We start from the raw sequence: 22,358 nt of genomic DNA, 5'->3' as shown, positions 1-22,358 counted from the left end.
GATTGTGCCCAATCTACCGGGCTTCATGTACCTTTGAGATCAGCCCGCTGGTAATGCCGACGAGCAGGAAATTGTTGTTGATGCGGACCCAGTGATAGCCGCGCGGGGGCGCGGACAGCTGATAGGCGCGATAGTCGATGTCCGCCGCACGATGCCGATCGGAGGCGGACAGGCGGCGGCCCTTGACCCAACCGCCCTTGCGGACAACGACCTTCTTCTTCACCACCTCTTTCTGCATGGCGGCCTGTTTGCCAGCTGGAGCCGGCTTGACCTGCGCCGTCGCAGCCAGCGGCATCGCCAGAACGGATGCCGCAAGAAGGACGGTGAAGATTTTTCTCATTGGTTGTTTCCTCATTTCAGAATCTGCACGCGAACTTACCGTGACAGACATGAAACGAGTCTGACAGTCGAATTACAATTCGGTAATGGACAAGATTGGCCGGCACAGTTTCGCGTCCACATCACTGCAAGCCATCGCCCGAACTTACAATTCATCGTAGTTGAACCAGTCGAAATCCGCCGTCTTCGCCCGACCCGAAGTGTCGAAGGCAAACACGCCGGCAAAAGCACCGGTGAAGGAGCCATGCTCACCGCGCCCGCCCTCATCCGAGATGACGCCGGCATCGAGCACGGGTCCTATGGACTGCCATGCTCCCATGCCCTCCGCCTGCCAGAAGAACTGCAGGTCGTTGTCGCGCACTTCCATGGCAAGCTGGATCCTCCCATCGGGCACGGCAACCCCGCCGTCGATCGGAAAACTCAGGCGACCGTTCGGATAGTCGCCCGGGCAGGTCATGATGGTGACGCAGCGGCCGAGCTTCTCGTGAAGGGTCACGGCGATGGCGTGCAGCTTGAAACGATTGTAGTAATGCGTCAGCCCGGCGACCTGCTGGTAGGTATTGGGCTCAAAGTCGACGACCGTTTCGGCGCGGAAGCTGTGATGCTCCTGACGGCGGGCGACGAGCGATTGCTCGAACCAGGAACCGATGCTTTCGCGGGCGATAAGCCGCAAATGGCCGGGACGTTCCGTCATGCTGAAGATGCGCTCCGGTTGCGGCGTGCGCAGCCACTGGAAATCCATCGGCAATTCCCGCTCATCGAAATTATAGCCGCTGCGGCGCGGCTTTTCGATGCGCTGGGCACCATTCAGGCCGGTCACCTCGACATCGGGAACGCTGGTGCCGTTTTCGAGATAGAGCCAGCCATCCTCTTTCCAGACGCATTTCTGCAGAGCCGTCTCGCGGCCGAGCGTGCAGCGACGATGCGGCGGCAGGGGGCGCCCGCAAAGATGCGTATGATAGAACTGCCCGTCATGCGTCTCGACATATTGGCCGTGGCCGGCGCGCTGCAACGCCGCCTCCGGATGATCCTTCGAGGTGATCAGGTACTTGTTCGGATGGAGCTCGTAGGGTCCGGCGATGTCGCGCGATCGGGCCATGGTCACGGCATGATCATAGCCGGTGCCGCCTTCAGCCGTGGTCAGATAGTACCAGCCGTTGCGCTTGAAGAGATGCGGCCCCTCGACCAGCCCCAGCTCCGTGCCGGCAAAGATGTTCCTGATCGACCCCTTCAACGATTTCGTCGCCGGATCCCATTCCTGCAGGAGAATACCGTCGAAGGCCGGCGTCTTCGGCGAGCCGCCATAGCTCTCGGTGCGGTGGTTCCATTGCATGTTGACGAACCACTTGCGTCCGTCGTCGTCATGAAACAGCGAGGGGTCGAAACCGGATGAGTTGACATAGGCGGGCTCGGACCATTCGCCTTCGATGGTCGGCGAGGTCACGATGTAATTATGGGCATCCTTGAAGTTGCCGTCATAGCGCTTGACGTCGGTATAGACGAGCCAGAACAGGCCATCCGCATAGGAGAGGCAAGGCGCCCAGATGCCGCAGCTGTCGGCCTCGCCGCGCATATCGAGCTGCGACGCACGCTCCAGCGGCCGCCTCACCAGGGTCCAATTCACGAGATCGCGCGAATGATGGATCTGAACGCCCGGATACCATTCGAATGTCGAGGTGGCGATATAATAGTCCTCGCCGACACGGCAGATGGACGGGTCGGGATTGAAACCCGGCAGGATCGGATTGCGGATCATGAAACTCTCTCCTCCAGAGACCACGACATGCGGCGATGTGCGGTCATACAAAGAAAAACGCCCGGAAGCTGGTTCCGGGCGTTTTATGATGATCAGTCCCGTTCGGCCGACTTTGCCCAGAGATTGATGTCCGCCTCCTTGGCATAGACATCGATCTGCTTCAGTTCTTCCGCTGTGAAGTCGAGATTATCGAGCGCCTTGACGCAGTCGACGATCTGCGACGAGCGGCTGGCGCCGATCAGGGCCGACGTGATGCGGCCACCGCGAAGAACCCAGGCAATCGCCATCTGCGCCAGTGTCTGGCCGCGCTTCTCGGCGATCTCGTTGAGCTTTCGTATATTATCGATGATCGACGGACGGATGAAGTCGCGCTTCAGGAAGTGGTTCTGGGCCGCGCGGCTGTCGTCCGGAATGCCGCCGAGATACTTGGTCGACAGCATGCCCTGCGCCAGCGGCGAAAAGACGATGGAGCCAATGCCGAGGTCCTCAAGCGTATCCACCAGACCGTCATCCTCGACCCAGCGATTGAGCATGGAATAGCTCGGCTGATGGATCAGGCATGGCGTGCCGAGTTCCTTCAGGATTGCCGCGGCCTCGCGCGTGCGCTGCGAATTGTAAGAGGAAATCCCGACATAGAGCGCCCTGCCCGAGCGGACGATATGATCGAGCGCGCCGCAGGTCTCCTCGAGCGGCGTATCCGGATCGAAGCGGTGGGAATAGAAGATATCGACATAGTCGAGGCCCATGCGCTTCAGGCTCTGATCGCAGGAGGCGATCAGATATTTGCGGCTGCCCCATTCGCCATAGGGACCTGGCCACATATTGTAGCCGGCCTTGGAGGAGATGATCAGCTCGTCGCGCAGCCCGGCGAAATCGGTGCGCAGGATCTCGCCGAACGCGGTCTCGGCGCTGCCGGGAGGCGGGCCGTAATTGTTGGCGAGATCGAAATGGGTAATGCCCAGATCGAAGGCCGTGCGGCACATATCGATCTTGCGCTCATGCGGCGTGTCGCCGCCGAAATTGTGCCAGAGTCCCAGCGAGACCGCCGGCAGATTCAGACCGGAACGGCCGGTCCTGTTGTATTTCATTTTTGAATAGCGATCGGATGCCGGTTGCCAGGCCATGATGGAATTCCTTCGAGATGAAAAAGCGCGCGGATTGCTCACCCGCGCGCAAACTAGCTCTTCCAGCGCTTACTTCAAGAGCGCCTGCGCCTCTTCGATGCCGAGTGCCGCCGGCTGCGTGCAGGTCGTGGTCAGGTCGATGAAACGACCCTCCTCGCCCGACTTCAGGATCGAGGTCATGACATCGACGCCATGCAGCGTCCTGTCCAGCGAGCAACGCGCATCCCGGCCGTCGATCAGCGACGCGGCTAAGTCGGCAAGACCGGCCGTGCGATAATTGGCGCGCGAGCCGCTCGGGCTTTCCTGGTTGACGATGCCGAAAGGATGCGCCCAGTTTTCCAGCGGCTTGATGTCCTTGTCGCGCCCACTCGCCTCGACGGTGCCGCCGAAGAAGTTCGGGTCGGGCACGTAGAGAGAACCCTCGGTGCCATAGAGCTCCATATTGGCATGGCGGTGCGACCAGACATCCCAGCTCGCCGTCAGCGTGATCCTTGCACCGCTGACGAATTCCAGCAGCGCCTGGATCGTCGTCGGCGTCTTCACGGGAATAATGTCACCGTTGCGCGGCTGGCTGGTGATGGTGCGGGTCGGCGACGCCATGGAGGTCATCGCGCCGACACGTTTCACCGGACCGATCAGGTTGATCAGGTTGGCGATATAGTAAGGGCCGAGATCGAGGATCGGGCCGCCGCCGGGCAGGAAGAAGAAGTCCGGATTCGGATGCCACATTTCCATGCCCGGGCTCATGACATAGCATGCACCCGAGGTGACGCGGCCGATGCCGCCGTCATCGATGAATTTGCGGGCGAGCTGATGGGCACCACCGAGGAAGGTGTCCGGAGCGCAGCCGACGGCCAGCCCCTTTTCCTTGGCGACGCGGCGCAGCTCTTCACCCTGCTCCAGCGTCAGCACCAGCGGCTTTTCGGAGTAGACGTGCTTGCCCGCTTCGAGGATGCGCTTGGAAACCGGGAAATGCGCATCCGGGATGGTCAGGTTGACGATGACGTCGAGCTCGTCATTGGCGAGCAGTTCGTCGATGGTCTGCGCCTTGACCTTGTATTCCTCGGCGCGCAGGCGCGCCGCTTCCATATTGATATCGGCGCACGCCAGCACTTTCAGGCCCTTGAAGAGCGGCGAAAGCGAGAAGTAGGTCGTTGAGATATTGCCGCATCCGATGATGCCGACGCCAAGTTCCTTAGCCATGTGGATATGCCTCAAAAGCTCTTGAAGGATGCGATGGAGCGCGTGATCAGGCGATCGACATCGCTCGGATTGTCATGTTCGACGACGAAGTGCTTGGCTTTCGTCCCGGCCAGCGCCTTGAGCAGCTTTGCCCACGGAACAGTGCCGTGACCGACGTCTGCCCAACCGTCCTCGTTCTTGTTCTCACCCGCCGGCGCGATGTCCTTGACGTGAACGGAGGTGATGCGTGGCCCCAGCTTTTCGATCCAGGCAAAGGGATCGCCGCCACCGCGGATGACCCAGGCAATATCGGCTTCCCAGGAGATATCCGGAGCGCCTTCGAAGATCTGCTCGATCGGCAGCGAGCCATCGGCCTGCTTGACGAATTCGAAATCATGATTGTGCCAGCCGAACTCGAAGCCCACATCCTTATAAGGCTTGCTCATTTCATGCAGGCGCTTGCCGAATGCGCGCCAGCCGGCGGCATCCTTCGGGCGCTGGTCGGCGCCGATATGCGGGGCATAGATCGAATCCATGCCGAGGGTCTTGGCGATGGTGAGCGACTTCTGCACTTCGCCGTCGAGGAAATCCGGGCTGAAATGGCCGCTCGCCATGGTCAGGCCGTTCCTGTCGAGTTCGGCGCGCAGGTTCTTGAGGCCGGTCTCGTCCAGATCGGCATAAATACCGCCGAAGCCCTCGACCTCGGCGTAGCCGGCCTTGCCGAGCTTTACGAAGATCTCCGAATAGGGCTGGAAATTGCGGGCGCTATACAGCTGAAATCCAAGTTTCGTCATCGATAGTCCTCCAATGGCCTTCCGGCCGTCTGTCTTGGGCCTTTGGCCCCGAATGCACCGTCATGACGGCGCGATAGCTCAATCCACCGACTGGCTGGATTGCAAATCGTAAATACGGAAATCCGGCACACCGCCTGGGAGCGGCTTGGTCGGCGTGAAGACGATGCGGCGGCTTTCGCCGGCGGCAAGATCGAAGGCGTTGTCAGAATAGCGCCCCTCCACCTCGCTCTCGATCATCACGAACAGCGCAAGTCCCTTGGCGGCGACGGTGAGTTCCACCGTGCCGTTTTCCTCCTTTTCCTCCCGTAGTGCCGTCAGGTCGGCGGGCTGAAGCTCGAGGGCCTTGTAGGTGCCGTGGACATAATGCCCCTCGCCGCCCATGCCGTTCGATGCGGTGAAACGCCACGCCAGCAGGCAATCGGCCGGCACCTGATCCGTATCGATCGACAATGCCGTGACAGCCGCGTCCGGCGTGCAGACGGCATGCGCCGTGGTCAGCGGCACACGCTCGCCGTCGAGCTTCAGCAACGAGACCGAGATATCGGCTGTGACATCGGCATTGGTGTCATTGACCAAGGAGAAGCGGATCGTCTTGTTGTCTTCGGAGGGAATTGCCGCGACCGATACCGGCTGGAAGAAGCGCCGCACCAGATAGTGCATCACCTTCCACCGACCGCCGTAATCGAGGCTCGACCAGGAGGCCACCGGCCATGTGTCGTTGAGCTGCCAATAGATGGTGCCCATGCAATGCGGCTTCAGCGAACGCCAATACTCAACCGCCGTCTTGATGGCGAGGCCCTGCTGGACCTGGCTCAAATAGACGAAATTCGGGAAATCCTTCGGGAAGCGGAAATAGCGGAACATCGTGCCGGCAATGCGCTCGTTACCGCCGGCATTTTTCTGGTGCAGCTCCATGACCGGAGAGGCGATGTTCATATCCTTCGCCTCGGCATAGGTCTTGATGACGGGCAGCGAGGTATAGGACTGGAAGCCGAATTCCGAGCAGAAGCGCGGGCGCACGGAACGATAATTGTCGAAGGACTTGTTCTCGTGCCAGACCGACCAGTAATGCATGTCGCCGGAACCATCGGCATGCCAGGCGTCGCCAAAGTTGAGATAGCCCGACGCCGGGCTTGACGGCCACCAGATCGCATCCGGCAGCGCCTTCTTCATCGCGCGCTCGATCGTCCTGTTCAGGCGGTCGTAGGAGACGAGATAGCGATCGCGATCCTTACGGGATTCCTCGAACCAGGTGAGCGCGCCCACCAGCTCATTGTCGCCGCACCAGAGAACGATCGAGGGATGCGTCGCGAGCCGGCGAACCTGGTAGTCCACCTCCGCCTCGACATTCTCGAGGAAATCGCCCGTCGAGGGATAGAGGTTGCAGGCGAACATGAAGTCTTGCCACACCATAAGCCCCAGGCGGTCGCAGGTGTCGTAGAACCAGTCGTGCTCGTAGAAGCCGCCGCCCCAGACGCGGATGGCATTCATGTTGGCCGCGGCAGCCGATTGCAGCAGGTCCTCGGTCGCGGCCGGGTTGGACCGTGAAAACAGTGCGTCAGCCGGAATCCAGTTGGCCCCGCGCGCAAATATCTCGCGGCCGTTGACCTTCAACACGAAACGGCTGCCGGCCTCATCCTCGTCGGTGATCAGCTCGACCGTGCGCAGGCCGATCCGCCGCGTGACGGTTTCGAAATTGGTTTCCACGGAGAGCGCATAGAGTGCCTGTTCACCATTGCCGGCCGGCCACCAGAGCCGGGGCTTGTCGACATGGAAGACATGGGTGATCGATGTTTCCCCGGCATTGACGCCGACATCGAGGCGCACCCGTTCGTCGTCAAGCGAAAAATAGAGCTGCGCGATCCCGGTTCCCTTGGCAAACAGCGCCACCGTCACCTTGAGGTCGACGGAGCCGTCGTCGTTGTGGAGCTGCTGGGTGACGATCGTCTCGATACAGGCGATCTCGAGCTTCTTCAGCGCGATCGTGCCGTAAAGGCCGAGCGGAGCGATAGCAATGTTCCAGTCCCAGCCGAAATGGCATTGCGGCTTGCGCAGCATGTTGCCGTTCGGGATCGGCGAATTGCCGGTGCTATAGGGGATGTAGAAGGGCTGCTTCGCCTGCAGGGCGGCGCCGGCCGCGATGCTCGAATGCAGGACGATGCGAATGGTATTTTCGCCCGTCTTCAGCGCCTTCGAGACATCGGGACGATAACGCTGGAAGCAGTTATTGGCCTCCAGCACGAGCGCGTCATTGACGTAGACGCTTGCGACGGTGTCGAGATAATCGATATCGAGGTACCAGTCGCCGCCGATATCATCGAGCCTGAAGCTGCGCGTCAGCTCCCAATCCTGCTTGGCGACCCATTGCACGACCTCTTCGTTCCGGCCGAAGTAGGGATCGGGAATAAGCCCTTCCGCATGGAGGGCCGTGTGGACATCACCGGGCAGAGATATGGCAAGAGAATGGTCGCTGTCGGGAGAGGTCAGCCTCCACGACCCGGCCAGATCGACGGCAAAATTATCATTGATCGAAGACGACATCGGACCTCCCCGGACCGCTGCAAAGAAGGAGGCGGTCAAACCGCCTCCGGGCATGGGATCATATTCTGAGTTCCGTCTGCGCATCAAAGAGCGACGCGACAGACATGTCAAAACCAAGCTTTACGGCCGAACCGGGGCCGAAGCGCCTGGCGCCGTTGACGCGAACCGACATCGTATGGCCGGCATGCTTCAGCCACAGCAGGTTGTCGGCGCCCATCGGCTCCTCGATATCGACAGTGGCATTGTGGACCTCGGCGCCGGACGCAGCCTCCTCATTGACCTTGATGTGCTCGGGACGGACACCCAGCACAACCTTGCGGCCGACCTCCAGAGCCTCGCCGGCCTTGTAGCCGTCGAGAGAAAACAGCACGTCGTTGGTCGCGAACACGACTTTGCCTTCGCGGTTTACCAGTTCGCCCTTGAGGAAGTTCATCGATGGCGATCCGATGAAGCCGGCCACGAAGAGATTGCGCGGCTCGTTGTAGATCGTCGTGGGATCGTCGAGCTGCATGATGACGCCGTTCTTCATGATCGCGATGCGGTCGGCAAGCGTCAGCGCCTCGATCTGGTCATGGGTGACATAGATCATCGTGTTCTTCAGCGACTGGTGCAGCCGCTTGATTTCGACGCGCAGCTCCGAACGCAGCTTGGCATCGAGGTTCGACAACGGTTCGTCGAAGAGGAAGACGTCGACATCGCGCACCAGCGCGCGGCCGATCGCGACGCGCTGACGCTGGCCGCCCGAAAGCTCTGCCGGCTTGCGCTTCAAAAGCGGCTGGATCTGCAAAATCTCGGCGGCACGCGCGATGCGCTTGTCGATCTCTGCCTGGGGTACCTTGGCGACGCGCAAGCCGAAGGACAGGTTCTTCTCGACCGTCATCTGCGGATAAAGCGCATAGGACTGGAACACCATGCCGATGCCACGATCCTTGGGCTCTTCCCAGGTGACGTTCTTGCTCTTGATGAAGATCTGCCCTTCGGTGATGTCGAGCAGGCCGGCAATGCAGTTGAGCAAAGTCGACTTGCCGCAGCCCGACGAACCGAGAAGCACCAGGAATTCGCCGTCATTGATCTCGAGATTGAGGTTCTTCAGAACGGTGACCGCGCCGAAATCGAGCGACAGATCTTTGATGGAAACGCTGCTGTTCATGGATCACCCCTTCACTGCGCCGGCGGCGATGCCCCGAACGAAAAGCCGTCCGGAGACGAAATAGACGATAAGTGGAACAAGACCCGTAAGGATCGTTGCCGCCATGTTGACGTTGTATTCCTTCACACCCTGGACGGAATTGACGATGTTATTGAGCTGGACGGTCATCGGATAATATTCCGGCCTGGTGAAGACGACGCCGAACAGGAAGTCGTTCCAGATACCCGTGATCTGCAGGATCATGGCGACGACGAAGATCGGCAGCGACATGGGCAGCATGATGCGCAGAAAAATCTGCCAGAAGCCGGCGCCGTCGATGCGCGCAGCCTTGAAAAGCTCCGCAGGCAGCGACGCGAAGTAATTGCGGAACAGCAAGGTCAGGATCGGCATACCGAAGATGCTGTGCACCAGGATAAGTCCGCTGAGCGTACCGTATATCCCGATTTCACGCAGTACGATGACGATCGGATAGATCATCACCTGATAAGGGATGAACGCGCCGATGATGAGGATCGAGAAGAAGAAATCCGCGCCCTTGAACCGCCAGTTGGCGAGCGCATAGCCGTTGACCGAGGCAATCGCGATCGAGAGGATCGTGGACGGCACGGTGATGCGTACGGAATTCCAGAAGCCGCGGGAAAGACCGTCACAATTGAGACCGGTGCAAGCCGTTGCCCAGGCCTTCACCCATGGTTCGAAGGTGATCTCGAGCGGCGGCGAGAAGATGTTGCCAAGCCGGATTTCCGGCATTCCCTTCAGCGACGTGACGATCATCACGTACAACGGCAACAGGTAGTAGGTGGCAGCAACGAAAAGCGTGCCGTAGAGCATGATGTTGCGGCCGGAAATCACCCGGCGCGGCTTGCGGCCACTCGGTCCGGAGAGCGGCTTGTCCGTCAAGGCAGCACCGCCGTTCGCATTCTTGAGAGTAATAGTATCAGACACGTTTGCGCCCTCCGCCGAATTCCAGGTAGGCCCAGGGGATGACGACGATCGCGACAGTGACCAGCATCATGGTGGAAGCCGCAAATCCCTGACCGAGGTTCTGCGCCTGGAACATGTAGTCGTAGACGTATTTCGCCGGAACTTCCGAAGCGATACCGGGTCCGCCGCTCGTTTGCGCGACGACGAGGTCGTAGACCTTGACGATACCGCTGGCGATGATGACGAGAGTCGTGATGAAGACAGGGCGCATCATCGGAATGACCACGAACAGGTAGGTCTTCCACATGGGTATCCCATCGACGCGCGCTGCTTTCCAGATATCCTCATCGATGCCGCGAAGGCCGGCGAGCATCAGGCACATCACGAGGCCCGTTCCCTGCCAGAGCGCTGCGATCAGCACGCCATAGATGACGATACTCGGCGTATAGAGCGGATCGAAAGCGAAGGTCGTCCAACCCAGCGAACGCACCACGGACTGGATGCCGAATTCAGGATTGAGCAGCCACTGCCAGACGAGGCCGGTGACGATGAAAGAAAGGGCGAAAGGATAGAGGAAAATCGTGCGGAATGTGTTTTCGAACCGGATCTTCTGGTCCATCAGCGCAGCCAGCACGAAGCCGATGACGAGACTGAAGATCATGGCAAGAATGCCGTAAATGGCAAGATTTTCGATGGACATGACCCAGCGCGGCGCCGCCCACAAGCGGTGGTATTGGTCCAGTCCGACGAAGCTGAGACGTGGCAGCAGCTTTGAATTGGTGAAGGAATAAACCACGGTCCAGATTGTGCCGCCGAGGAAGATGACGACGGCTGTCAGGATCATTGGAATGGATGCAATCTTCGAGTTCAGATTGCGCAGAAATTGATTTGGCCGGCCGGCTTTCGCATGACCCGTCATTGTAACTCCTTCCAAAGCGCGATTGCTTCGATGATCAGGAACTCCGGACATGACCCGGTTCCTGTCGCTCCCTCCTCATCCACGGCCGAACGTCACATCCCTGTGGGTCCGCCGCCCAAGAGGCGCCGTAGCCAGCCGGATCACAGGATGTGTCCCGGCCGTGATACCGGCCCGCAAGGCGAGGCCGGTATCACTACAGCGAGAAGATAGAGATCAATCAGCAGCAGCGATGATCTCGACGAAGCGCTTCTGAGCCGCTTCCGGCGTCATCGACGGATTGGCGAAGAATTCGGAGAACAGGTCCTCCTTCTGCTTCTGGCTGTCGGCGGAAAGAAGCTGGTCCGTACCCTGGATCACGTTACCCTTCTTCAGGATTTCCAGGCCTTTCTTCATGCAGTCGTTGGCGGAGGTGAGATCCACGTCGCCGCGCACGGGCAGCGAACCCTTCTTCAGGTTGAAAGCAACCTGCGTCTTCGGATCGAGAAGCGTCTTGGCGAGCGCTTCCTGAGCCTTCGACTTGGCCTCGTCCTTCAGCAGCGGGAAGTAGAACGCATCACCACCCGTCGAGATGACTTCGTTGACACCGAGACCCGGAAGGCAGGTATAGTCCGTGCCGGCCTTTTGACCTGCAAGGGCAAATTCACCCTGCGCCCAGTCGCCCATGATCTGGCCGCCGGCCTTGCCGGTGATGACCAGGTTCGTGGCCTGATTCCAATCCTGAACGTTGGAGCCCTTGGACATCTTGCGGGCATCGTCGGCAGCCTTGAAGACCTTGGCGATCTCCGGTCCGGCGGCAACTTTCGCATCCTTGTCGTTAAACACCTTTTGGAAGGTGTCCTTGCCGGCGATGGCGACCATCAGCACGTCAAAGGCACCCGCAGCCTGCCACGGCTGGCCACCGACAGCGAGCGGAACGATGCCTGCCTTCTGCAGCGCGGGAGCGGCGGCGACGAACTCATCCCAGTTCTTTGGAACCTCGACGCCGGCCTTCTTGAAGGCGGCATTCGAAAGCCAGAGCCACTGCCAGGAATGGATATTGACCGGCGCGCAATAGATCTTGCCGTCGATCGTGCAGGAATCGAGCAGGCTCGACGGGCGAACGATGTCTTTCCAGTGCTCCTGCGTGGCGACATCGGTCAGATCGCGCATGAGGCCCGCCTGCACCAGTTCCTCGGCCTGACGGCCGTGGTTGAATTGGGTGGCACCCATCGGATCGCCGCCGGTAATACGGCTGATCATGATCGGACGCGCAGTCCCGCCCGAGCCGGCGATCGCGCCATCAACCCAATGATTGCCTGTTGCGTCGAAAGCCTTTGCCAACTCGGCCACGGCGGCTGCTTCGCCACCCGAGGTCCACCAATGCGTTACCTCAAGATCGGTCGCCTTGGCCACACCAAGCGGCAACACGACGGAAGCAGCCAGCGCAGCAGCCATTAAACGAATATTCATGAGTTCTCCTCCCTCACTGAAACGTTGCCGGAAAAACCTAGTCGAATCATTTTCGCTGCGCAACCGCCAACTCGAGATTTTTTCGACAACGAGCGATTATACAACCTATGGATAAATTATCGCCTGCGAAATCAAGCCGCCGGCATTGGTTTTTCAACAGGCACGGCCAAGGGGGCACCTTAATAACAGATTGATTATAAGCGATATTTTCGTAAAAATGCATAGTCATATCCTTTGATGCCGTGCCACCGATGGAAAGCCACCTAACGGCAAGCTCTAATACAACCCTTGGAAATGGCGTCGAAAAACATATCTAAAATAGTACTCGACATTCGTACTGTATCGTTACAGTTTCTATTCAAAGTGAGGAGACGCCGCGTTTCGCCGATGCTTGCGATGCAGGCCTGGGCGATATAAGCGGATTGGTCGCGGGAGGCGGCCGGGAGGCGGGCTTGAACGGAATGGACAACAACAAAACTTCAGGCGGCGGTACGCGGTCTGGACCCGAGCGGCCAACACTGAAGACGATCGCCTTCATGACGGGGCTTGGAATTACCACTGTTTCACGCGCACTGAAGGATGCTCCCGACATCGGCGCCGAAACCAAAGAGCGCGTGCGCATGGTCGCCCGCCAACTGGGTTATCAGCCGAACCGGGCCGGCGTGCGCCTGAGAACCGGCAAGACCAACGTCATCGCGCTGGTGCTGAGCATCGACGAAGAAATCATGGGCTTTACCAGCCACATCGTCTTCGGCATCTCCGAGGTCCTGGCCGGCACGCAATACCACCTGGTCATCACGCCGCATTCGCACAGCAAGGATCCGCTGGTGCCGGTGCGTTATATCCTCGACACCGGCTCCGCCGACGGCGTTATCATATCGCGTACGGAGCCAGATGATCCGCGCGTCGAGCTTATGCATAATCGCAACATGCCTTTCGCCACGCATGGACGGACGGATATGGGTATCGTCCATCCCTTCCACGACTTCGACAATGAAGCCTTCGCGCACGAGGCCGTCCGTGCGCTGGTCGCGAAAGGGCGGCGTCGCCTGGCGCTGCTGCAGCCGTCGAGCAAGCTCACCTACTATTCGCATACGCGCATCGGCTTCCAGACGGGCCTGCATCAATATGGTGCCGAAGAGGTCCCGCTCAGGATAACCACCGACAATGCGCTTGCCGATATCAAGGACACGACCGAAGCATTGATGCGCTCTCCGCATGCGCCCGATGGGATCATCTGCTCCAGCAGCGGCGGCGCCATCGCCGTCAATGCCGGCATCGAGGCGGCGGGGTTCCGTCTCGGCCGCGATATCGACATGGTCGCCAAGCAATCGGCCGATGTCCTGAGCTGGATCAGGCCCGAGATCATCACGGTGTCGGAAGATTTCCGCCACGCCGGCCGGGAACTCGCAAAGGCCGTCATCGCCCGTATCGACGGGGTCGAGCCGGAACTGCTGCAAAGCATCAGCCCGCCCGTCTGGCCGAAGAGCTGATAACAAAAAGCCCACCGGATTTCTCCGGCGGGCCTCTTCAGATCTGGCAATTCTTTTAGCCGTTGGCGCCGCTGCCCCAAGGGCCGTGATGGATATCCTTGCCGTCGACACGGTCGAAACCGTGTGCGCCGAAGAAGTCGCGCTGGGCCTGGATGAGGTTAGCGGTGCCGCGAGCCTGGCGATAGGCGTCGAAATAGGTCAACGCCGAAGCCAGAGCCGGAACCGGCAGGCCAGAGGCCGTGGCAGCCGAAACAATGCGGCGCAGCGACGGGATCGATTCCTTGACCATCTCGGCAAAGGCCGGCGTGACGACCAGGTTCGCCGCATCCGGGGTCTTGGTGAAGGCGCTGGTGATCTCGTCGAGGAACTGCGAACGGATGATGCAGCCGGCACGCCAGATCTTGGCGATCACAGGCATCGGCAGCGACCAGTTGAACTCCTTCGAAGCCTCCGCCATGACGGCAAAGCCCTGCGCATAGGCGCCGATCTTGGCTGCAAACAGAGCAAGCTCGAGATCCTTCAGTAGGTCAGGACCGAAGCTGATCGGGAACTTGTAATCCGGCGTGCCGAAGATCTTTTCGGCAGCTTCGCGCTGGCTCTTGATCGCAGACAGGCTGCGGGCCGCAACGGCCGCTTCGATCGCGGTTGCGGGAATACCCATGTTCTGGGCTTCGATGGCAGACCACTTGCCAGTACCCTTCTGGCCAGCCTTGTCGAGGATCACGTCAGGCATGGCGCCGCCGGTCGCCGGGTCCTTGGCTGCCAGAACCTTCTCGGTGATCTCGATCAGGTAGGAATTGAGGCGGCCCTTGTTCCAGTCGCCGAAGATGGAGCTGATCTCGGCAGCGCTCTTGCCGAGTCCATCGCGCTGAATGCCGTAGATTTCGGCGATCATCTGCATGTCGGCATATTCGATGCCGTTGTGTATGGTCTTGACGAAATGGCCGGCGCCGTCATTGCCGAGCCACGCAACGCATGGATCGTCATTATACTTGGCGGCAATCGACGTCAGCACCTTCTCGACGCGCTTGTAGGAGTCTTCCGTGCCGCCGACCATGATCGATGGGCCATGACGCGCACCTTCTTCGCCGCCGGATACGCCCATGCCGATGAAGGTCAGGCCGGTGTCCTTGAGACGGTCGAAACGGGCGATCGTATCGCGGAAATTGGCATTGCCGGCGTCGATCATGATGTCGCCCTTGTCCAGATGCGGCTGCAGCGCCGCCATCTGCTGGTCGACCGGCTCGCCGGCCTTGATCATGATGATGATCGGCCGCGGCGGACGGATCGCGTCGACGAACTCCTCGATCGTCTTGCAAGGAATAATCTTGTCCTTGAGCGCACCCGCATTCGCGTAGAATTCATCCGTTACCTGCGGCGTACGGTTGAAAACCGCGATTTTGTTGCCTTTTTCGGCAATGTTGAGCGCCAGATTCGATCCCATTACCGCGAGACCGATCAGCCCGATTTCTGCCTTTTCCACGACAATCCTCCAATGAGTCTTTGACTGCGCCCGGCCCTACCCTAAAGACCCGGAAGACGCATCAACATCCGATACGACGCAATGCCCTCGACGCGACCTGCGACGGCCCTACGTTCGGCGTTGTTGTTGCACTCCGGACGGAAAACGGCAAGCCTTCGCGAGCCGTGAATCGTCCCCTTTGCAGGACCGTGCAAGAATGTTGCTGGATTCGCGATTTATCCATTTCCCGAAGCCGCGATTGCCCGGCCGATCGTCGGGCCATGAGGGATATAGAGGAGGAAGACAGCATGTCGACCATGAATGCGAAGATCGTGCATATCTCCATCGATCGTAACTGGAAGGAAGTCTACGGCTATGCCAGCCGTCCGGAAAACATGCCTTTCTGGGCGTCAGGACTGGCATCGGGACTGACGCAGGATGGAGACGAATGGATCGCGGAAGGTCCTCTCGGCACCGCCCGCGTGCGCTTCTCGCCCCGCAACGATTTCGGTGTCATCGACCATCGAGTGACGCTGGACTCCGGCCTGCAGGTTCACAATGCGCTGCGCATCGTACCGAATGGCGATGGCTGCGAGGTCATGTTCACCCTGCTCCAGCTGCCCGGCATGACCGAGGAACAGTTTGCAGCCGATGCCGCGCACATAATGAAGGATCTGAAGACGTTGAAAGAGCTTATGGAGCGCTGAAGCATTCCAGGAAAAGGGCGCAGCCGATTTCAGGCAGGAACTGAACAGTTCCAGGGCCTTACAGCGAACGCAATGTCCAATCGACGAGCTCGCCGGCCACGCCCGCAAACGCCGCATCGAGCGCGCGGACGAAATCCGGGTTGCCGCCGCCGCTGACCGGCACGACCTTGCGGAAGACATTCTGCGCTTTCACCGTACCGGTGCGGTCGTTCAGGATCTTTTCCGAGATTTCGACCGTCGCCGTCTTCTGGCCACCGGAGGCATTGATCTCGAAGGAACGGATGTCGGTGACGATCTGATAGTCGATTGCAAGGCCCTGCCCCGGCACGCCGACACCGCCGAGCTTACCGGTATTCTCAAAGGCTTCCACCAGCTTCGACTGTACCATCTTGCTCAGCTTGTCGCTCCATTGCGACTTGCCGAGATACTGGATTTCCGAAGGCGAGACGCGGATGACGATCTGGTTGCTGTCCAGCGCCTGCAGCGCCGTTGGCGGCGGGATGAGGATCTGGCGGCTCTTGACCGAGGGGCCGTTTGCCTTCACCGACGCGGAAAGATCGTAGGTGTCGTTGTTCGAGGCGGTTCCACAGCCTCCGAGCAAGGCTGCGAGCACTGGCAATGCGATCACAGCTTTCCACACCTGATGACGCTCACTCGACACGCAACCGACCATATTCCGCTTATCCCCTGGAAATCAGATATCGCTATTCATTAACGCCGCGCGCGGCCATCATATGTCTTGACCGTATCGCCGCCGAAGATCAGTCGCTGCGGATTGCGGTCGAAATTTGTGATTGTACTATTCAGATTGTCAACCGTGCCCCGCATGTCGTTGATCAGGGTCTGCGCGTCGCGTAGGCCACCGCTTGAGAACTTCTGCAGGTTGTCGGCGATCGGGCCGATGCGGGAGTTGAGATTGTCAGCCGTCTTCTTAAAGGATTCGAGCGTCTCTTTGGCCTGGGCAAACAGCGACTGCGTGCTGTCGTTACCGAGCAGGGAATCGACCTTCGTCAGAATGCCGTCGACCTTGCCGGATGCCGTATTGAGCTTGGTGGAGATATCGCGGGCATTGGCGATCGTCTGATCGATATCCCGCTGATGCGAAGCAACGGAGTTGGCGACATCGCGGATCGACGCGACGGCCGCGCGCGCTTGCTTCGTCACCTCAGCAACGTCGTCGACCGATCCCTTGACCTTCGCCGGATCGATCGATGCAATGATCTGGTCGACGTGCTCGAGCGTCTTTTGCGCCTTCTGCCCGAAAGCATTGTAGGTGTCGGCCGTCTCCTTGAAGCTCGCAACCGTCGCCTTCAGATCGGTCGTGGCATCCGCTACGTTCGCCGTGATCTTGTCGGCATTGGCAATGACGTCGTTGACCTTCCGGGCATCGACCGCGCGCACCAGCTTCTCGATCGCATCCAGCGTCGAGTCGACGCGGACGGAGACCGTCTTGAAGGTATCGGACAGCTGTCCGACGCTTGCCAGGAACTTGTCGATATTGTCGGAATTGTCGGCGACGGCCTTGGAGAATTTCTGCGCGTTGCGCACCGTGTCGGTCAAAGGTCCGCGCGAATCCGAAACAAACCCCTGGATGTCGCCGATCGTGTCGTTGGCGCGGTTCAGGATCTTGTCGGCCGTCGTCAGCAGGTTGGTCACACTCGATTGATCGGCGAGCAGCACCGCGCGCTTGCCGGTATCGACCGAACGCTTCAAGATGTTCTCGTCGCCGTTGCGGCCGCCGGAAAGCTCGATATAGGCGGCACCCGTCAGACCCTGAATTTCCAGGATAGCCTTTGTCGAGGTATAGACCGGCGCATCAGCGCGTACCTGAGTGAAAGCCAGAGAATAATTGGGATCGTCGGCATCGATCGAAAGGCCCTGCACCGAGCCGACCTGAATACCGTTGAAGCGGACCGGCGAACCGACGCTCAAGCCGTTTGCCGAGCCGGGAATGCGCACCACGAGTTCGACCATCGGTCCGCCGCGGCCATACTCGGCCATCCAGTAGACGAATCCGAAGGCGGCCGCGATAACCAGCAGCGTGAAGAACCCGACGATCGTATAATTCGCTTTGGTTTCCATTGTCTCCAGTCACTTCTCGCGGCCGTTGGCGCTTGCGCCTTTGTCGTCGTTGTGCGCCCTGATGTCTTCCCGCGGCACGATCGAACGTGCGCGCTTGCCCCTGAAGTAGGATTGCACCCAGGGATCATCGCAGGCGAGCATGTCCTCAACCGTACCTTCCACCAATACCCGCTTCTGTCCGAGAACGGCAATACGGTCGCAGACGGAAAACAGGCTGTCGAGGTCGTGAGTCACCATATAGACGGTCAGGCCGAGCGTGTCGCGCAGCCTGGCAATCAGCTCGTCAAATTCGCTGGCACCGATCGGATCGAGGCCGGATGTCGGCTCGTCAAGAAAAACAAGGTCCGGATCGAGCGCCAGGGCTCTCGCAAGTGCTGCGCGCTTGATCATGCCGCCGGACAGTTCGGAAGGATATTTATCGGCGGCATCCGCGGCGAGACCCACCATGCGGATCTTCATCAGCGCCAGTTCGTCCATCATCTCCTGCGGCAGGTCCAGATATTCCCGCATCGGCACCTGGATGTTTTCCTTCACCGTCAGGGACGAAAACAGTGCCCCCTGCTGGAAGAGGACGCCAAGCCGCATATCGAGCTGGTTTCGCTCCGGTTCGGAGAGCGTGTCATAGTCTTCACCGAGGATCTCGATCTTGCCCGAGCGACGCGGCAGCAGCCGCAGCACCGTGCGCAGCAGCACCGACTTGCCCGCACCGGAAGCCCCGACGAAACCCAGGATCTCGCCGCGATAGATATTCAGGTTCAATTTATCCAGGACGACTTTCGGTCCGAAAGCGACGGTGACATCCTGTGCCGACAGCACGATATCCCGGCCCCGCTCATCTTTCTGCAGTGGAATGTCCGAGTGAAGCGCGCTCATCCTTGCCATTCCTCAGAAATCAATTGCTGCGTAGAACATGGCAAAGAGCCCGTCCATCAGGATGACGACGAAGATCGACTTCACCACCGACGAGGTCACGTGCTGCCCCAGAGACTCGGCGCTGCCTCCGACCTTCAATCCTTCCACCGCCGCGACGATGCCGATGACAAGCGCCATGAACGGCGCCTTGATCATACCCGAAATGACCGTGGAGAGGCTGATCGCCTCATGCAGGCGGGAGATGAAGGTCGCAATGGTGATGCCGGAATAGCCCCAGGCAACCATCGCGGCACCGAAAAGCGAGGCGAAGTTGGCAAGGACCGTCAGCAAGGGCAAAGCCACCGTCAATGCCACCAGCCGCGGGAAAATGAGCACGCCGATGGGATTCAGGCCCATGACCTTCAGCGCGTCGACTTCCTCACGCATCTTCATCGAGCCGATTTCCGCGGTGATCGCGCTGCCGGAGCGGCCGGCGATCATGATCGCGGTCAAAAGCACGCCGATTTCGCGCAATTGCAGGATGCCGACCAGATCGACGACGAAGACTTCGGCACCGAAATAGCGCAGCTGGAAAGCCCCCTGCTGCGCGATGATGGCGCCGATCAGCGATGACATCAGCAGAATGATCGGAACGGCGCGTACCGCCATGTGATCGATCTGGTTAACGATCGAAGCTGGCGAAACGCCGCTGCCGCGCCCGAATTTGAGCTGCGCACCGCGTACGGCCGAACCCAATATGTACATGGCGGCGACAAGATTGCCCCAGATCTCATAGACGCTCTTGCCGATCGGCGCGAGAATCCGCTCCGCCAGCGATGTCTTCTGTTTCGGCTCTCCGGCCTCAGCATCGGGATCTTCATCGAATGCCGTCAGCAATTCGTCGATATGCGGATTGGAGCCTTCGATCGTAACGCGGGCTTTATGTGCTTCCTGGCTTTCCTTGAGCCGGCGGATCAGCAGCGCACCCGCCGTGTCGACATCCGAAAGATCGGAAAGATCGATCACGACTTCGCCGCCGGAGCTGCGCTTCGACAGCTGCTCGATCTGCCGCAGCACGCCGTGCACATTGGCGCTCCGCCAATTACCCTCCAGCCGATAGCGATGACCCGCGCCTTCGGGCGCATCGTCGATCCTCGGTGCATCGGACTTTTGTTCGGCCGCTTTCAAATTTACGCGTCTTTCAAATCTGGCACAACATGCGCCGACTCAGAGAGCCCGCATGGTCGATGCTTAATACACCGACTAGGCAGGGAATTTCCATCTCGCGCCGGTGCCAACATATGTCACGGCTTTTTGATATCCAAATGAATTTGTTGCACCGCGTTAGGACACGCCGTGAGCGCCCCCGCCCATCGCCGGCTTCCCGGCCTGCAGCCCGTAGGCGAAAATGACCATGCCCAGGCCGAAAGCGGCGATGCCGGCCATGACATAATAGCTTTCGAGGCCCAGCCAGGCATAGAGATAGCCGGATGCCAGCGTCATCAGGCCGAGGAACATACCATTGTAGAAATAATAGGCGCCTTGAGCCGATGATTCCTGCGTTTCATGGACCGAGGCGACAATACGGCGCTGGATGCCGGTATGGACGCAGGCATAGGTGCAGGAATGAAAACACTGCAGCACGAAATAGCCCATGAAACCGAAATTCATCGGAAACAGAACCCAGCGCAGGATGCACATGGTCGAACCGAAGAAGATCAGCGTCCACGCGCTGAACCGCCGGCTCAGCTTTTTCGAGAGGAAGAAGACCATCACCTCCGCAGCCACACCGATGCTCCAGAGCACGGCGATCTCCGCGCCGGAAAAGCCCAGCTTGCGCCAATAGATCGACGCGAACGTATAGAGCATCGCATGGCTCGACTGCTGTATCGATACCCCGATCATGGTGACGAGCAACTGCGGGGAGCGCAAATTTCCGGTCGGCGGCTGCAGATTGATCGGCTGGTTGCGGCGGCGCGTCGGCCCGATGCGCGGAGCAAACAGGCCCATCAGCGTCGTCAGAACGAAACCTGCCACCATGACAGGCAATACAGTCGCTCCGCCCCACATGCCGATCAATTGACCGCCGAGAAGGGTCGACAGGATGAATGTGATCGATCCCCACACGCGCATGGAGCCGTAATCGAAGCCCCAGCGACGCACACCCGACATGGCGATCGACTCTACCACCGGCACATATGGCGCATAGGTTGCGCCCTGGATGCCATAGACCAGAAGCACCGGCCAGAAGTCGCTGGTCCAGTAGAGCGCGATCGCCGTCAGAAGCGACAGGGCGCCGGACCACAGCAGCACATCGGCACGCTCCGTCATATGATCCGCCAACACGGCGATGACCGGCGTTACCAGGACGCGTACGACCATGGGGATTGCGATCACGAGACCGATCTCGTGGTCGTTGAAATTCAACCCCGCCAGCCAGACGGGAAAGAACGGCAGCGCAATTCCGTTCACGAATAACGGAGCGCAATAGGACAAGGCGGTGCGCAGGCGGAAATAAGGAGGCGCACCCTCGCCCTGGAAGGATTTGATCGCGGGAATCATGACAGACCTGAAGGGGAACTTATTTGTCCCTATCATGCTATCGAGAATACGACCATGGCGAGAAACGGCCAACACCGTAACGTTTCGGATAAATCCTAGGCTTCGGCGGTTCCACGACGATCAATAATTATGACAGGCCATTATCAAGTCCGTGAAAAGACTTGGATCAGGCCGCCTGAGCACCGAGCGACTGCGGCATTTCCTCGACTGGCGAGCCGGCCGGCTGCGTCTCCAGAATGCTCCGCCAAGTGATGAGTTCGAACGTGCCATCCTCATGCTCGGCGATCGCCGTGCAGCTTTCCACCCAGTCGCCCGTATTGATATAGCGCACGCCGTCGAGATCCTCGATGACGGCATGGTGGATATGACCGCAGATCACACCATCGGCATTATTGCGCTTGGCTTCCTCGGCAACGACACGCTGGAATTCGCCGATGAAGTTGACGGCATGCTTCACCTGCAGCTTCGCCCAGGCCGAGAACGACCAGTAAGGCATGTTCAGCCGGCGGCGCACTGCAGCAAGACCGATGTTGATCAGGATCGCCATGTCATAGGCCCAGTCGCCGAGATAGGCGAGCAGGCGGGCATTGCGGACGACGACGTCGAATTCGTCGCCATGCAGGACGAGATACTTCTTGCCGTCGGCCGCTTCATGCATGGCGCGTTGCGCCACCTCGATACCGCCGAAATGCATGCCGGGGAAATCACGCAGGAATTCGTCGTGATTGCCGGGAATGTAGACGATCCGCGTGCCCTTGCGCGCCTTGCGCAGGAGCTTCTGCACAACGTCGTTACAATCCTGCGGCCAGTACCAATTGCGCTTGAGGCGCCAGCCGTCGACGATATCACCGACCAGGAAGATGGTATCGGCCTCGTGGTGACGGAGAAAGTCGAGCAGGTAGTCCGCCTTGGCGGCCTTCGAGCCCAGGTGCACGTCAGAAATGAACAGCGTTCGGAATCGCCGGGTGTCCATGTTTTCATTCACGAACTTCTCAGTCCGTGCCCTATCTACCTTCGCTATT

The 22,358-nt window shown here is 59.6% G+C and carries 19 protein-coding genes; 2 read left to right on the top strand and 17 right to left on the bottom strand.

Annotated features, from left to right (window positions below; all coding sequences use genetic code 11):
• Nucleotides 1-13: 13 nt before the first annotated feature.
• From HGP16_RS04260 to HGP16_RS04215, 10 genes are all read right to left on the bottom strand, one after another.
• Nucleotides 14-340: an RcnB family protein gene (locus HGP16_RS04260; protein ID WP_168838782.1), complete on the bottom strand. Its 327-nt coding sequence runs from the start codon at nucleotides 338-340 to the stop codon at nucleotides 14-16.
• Between the two features lie 144 nt (nucleotides 341-484).
• On the bottom strand, nucleotides 485-2,095 hold the full coding sequence (locus HGP16_RS04255) for a glycoside hydrolase family 43 protein (protein WP_168838781.1): 1,611 nt from the start codon (nucleotides 2,093-2,095) through the stop codon (nucleotides 485-487).
• A gap of 92 nt (nucleotides 2,096-2,187) precedes the next feature.
• A complete protein-coding gene (gene mgrA / locus HGP16_RS04250; protein WP_168838780.1) occupies nucleotides 2,188-3,219 on the bottom strand; it encodes an L-glyceraldehyde 3-phosphate reductase in 1,032 nt (343 codons plus the stop codon).
• A gap of 69 nt (nucleotides 3,220-3,288) precedes the next feature.
• A complete protein-coding gene (locus HGP16_RS04245) occupies nucleotides 3,289-4,422 on the bottom strand; it encodes a Gfo/Idh/MocA family protein (protein WP_168838779.1) in 1,134 nt (377 codons plus the stop codon).
• 11 nt (nucleotides 4,423-4,433) lie between these two features.
• Nucleotides 4,434-5,195 (bottom strand): sugar phosphate isomerase/epimerase family protein, encoded by a 762-nt coding sequence (locus tag HGP16_RS04240; RefSeq protein WP_168838778.1) that lies wholly within the window; start codon nucleotides 5,193-5,195, stop codon nucleotides 4,434-4,436.
• 78 nt (nucleotides 5,196-5,273) lie between these two features.
• Nucleotides 5,274-7,736, bottom strand: a complete 2,463-nt coding sequence (locus tag HGP16_RS04235; protein ID WP_168838777.1) for a glycosyl hydrolase 2 galactose-binding domain-containing protein — start codon at nucleotides 7,734-7,736, stop codon at nucleotides 5,274-5,276.
• A 58-nt stretch (nucleotides 7,737-7,794) separates the two neighbouring features.
• Nucleotides 7,795-8,886 carry an ABC transporter ATP-binding protein gene (locus HGP16_RS04230; RefSeq protein ID WP_168838776.1) on the bottom strand — a complete coding sequence of 364 codons (1,092 nt, stop codon included), beginning with the start codon at nucleotides 8,884-8,886 and terminating at the stop codon, nucleotides 7,795-7,797.
• 3 nt (nucleotides 8,887-8,889) lie between these two features.
• Nucleotides 8,890-9,819 (bottom strand): carbohydrate ABC transporter permease, encoded by a 930-nt coding sequence (locus tag HGP16_RS04225; protein WP_312862848.1) that lies wholly within the window; start codon nucleotides 9,817-9,819, stop codon nucleotides 8,890-8,892.
• A gap of 4 nt (nucleotides 9,820-9,823) precedes the next feature.
• The gene (locus HGP16_RS04220) at nucleotides 9,824-10,729 is read right to left on the bottom strand and encodes a carbohydrate ABC transporter permease (protein ID WP_168838774.1); all 906 of its coding nucleotides are present in this window, start codon (nucleotides 10,727-10,729) and stop codon (nucleotides 9,824-9,826) included.
• Between the two features lie 213 nt (nucleotides 10,730-10,942).
• A complete protein-coding gene (locus HGP16_RS04215; RefSeq protein WP_168838773.1) occupies nucleotides 10,943-12,178 on the bottom strand; it encodes an ABC transporter substrate-binding protein in 1,236 nt (411 codons plus the stop codon).
• 461 nt (nucleotides 12,179-12,639) lie between these two features.
• On the opposite strand from HGP16_RS04215, the gene HGP16_RS04210 reads away from it, so the two are divergent.
• Nucleotides 12,640-13,671 carry a LacI family transcriptional regulator gene (locus HGP16_RS04210; RefSeq protein ID WP_168839160.1) on the top strand — a complete coding sequence of 344 codons (1,032 nt, stop codon included), beginning with the start codon at nucleotides 12,640-12,642 and terminating at the stop codon, nucleotides 13,669-13,671.
• Between the two features lie 55 nt (nucleotides 13,672-13,726).
• On the opposite strand, the gene gndA is transcribed toward HGP16_RS04210, so the two are convergent.
• On the bottom strand, nucleotides 13,727-15,154 hold the full coding sequence (gene gndA, locus HGP16_RS04205) for an NADP-dependent phosphogluconate dehydrogenase (protein WP_168838772.1): 1,428 nt from the start codon (nucleotides 15,152-15,154) through the stop codon (nucleotides 13,727-13,729).
• Nucleotides 15,155-15,441: 287 nt separating this feature from the next.
• Between gndA and HGP16_RS04200 the strand changes: the two genes are divergently transcribed.
• Nucleotides 15,442-15,840: an SRPBCC family protein gene (locus HGP16_RS04200; RefSeq protein WP_168838771.1), complete on the top strand. Its 399-nt coding sequence runs from the start codon at nucleotides 15,442-15,444 to the stop codon at nucleotides 15,838-15,840.
• Between the two features lie 58 nt (nucleotides 15,841-15,898).
• Here HGP16_RS04200 and HGP16_RS04195 read toward each other — a convergent pair whose 3' ends face one another.
• From HGP16_RS04195 to HGP16_RS04170, 6 genes are all read right to left on the bottom strand, one after another.
• Nucleotides 15,899-16,513, bottom strand: coding sequence for an ABC-type transport auxiliary lipoprotein family protein (locus HGP16_RS04195; protein WP_168838770.1), 615 nt, complete (start codon nucleotides 16,511-16,513; stop codon nucleotides 15,899-15,901).
• 38 nt (nucleotides 16,514-16,551) lie between these two features.
• Entirely contained in the window at nucleotides 16,552-17,922 is a 1,371-nt protein-coding gene (locus tag HGP16_RS04190) for an MlaD family protein (RefSeq protein ID WP_168838769.1), read from the bottom strand.
• A gap of 9 nt (nucleotides 17,923-17,931) precedes the next feature.
• Nucleotides 17,932-18,795 carry an ABC transporter ATP-binding protein gene (locus HGP16_RS04185; RefSeq protein ID WP_168838768.1) on the bottom strand — a complete coding sequence of 288 codons (864 nt, stop codon included), beginning with the start codon at nucleotides 18,793-18,795 and terminating at the stop codon, nucleotides 17,932-17,934.
• A 12-nt stretch (nucleotides 18,796-18,807) separates the two neighbouring features.
• Nucleotides 18,808-19,962, bottom strand: coding sequence for an ABC transporter permease (locus tag HGP16_RS04180; RefSeq protein ID WP_168838767.1), 1,155 nt, complete (start codon nucleotides 19,960-19,962; stop codon nucleotides 18,808-18,810).
• 156 nt (nucleotides 19,963-20,118) lie between these two features.
• Nucleotides 20,119-21,336, bottom strand: a complete 1,218-nt coding sequence (locus HGP16_RS04175; RefSeq protein WP_168838766.1) for an MFS transporter — start codon at nucleotides 21,334-21,336, stop codon at nucleotides 20,119-20,121.
• A gap of 166 nt (nucleotides 21,337-21,502) precedes the next feature.
• The gene (locus HGP16_RS04170) at nucleotides 21,503-22,309 is read right to left on the bottom strand and encodes a UDP-2,3-diacylglucosamine diphosphatase (RefSeq protein WP_168838765.1); all 807 of its coding nucleotides are present in this window, start codon (nucleotides 22,307-22,309) and stop codon (nucleotides 21,503-21,505) included.
• Nucleotides 22,310-22,358: the final 49 nt, after the last annotated feature.

The sequence above is a fragment of the Rhizobium sp. P40RR-XXII genome (genome assembly GCF_012641405.1).
In the GTDB taxonomy this organism is placed as follows: Bacteria; Pseudomonadota; Alphaproteobacteria; order Rhizobiales; family Rhizobiaceae; genus Rhizobium.
This window is presented reverse-complemented; position numbering and strand designations above follow the sequence as displayed.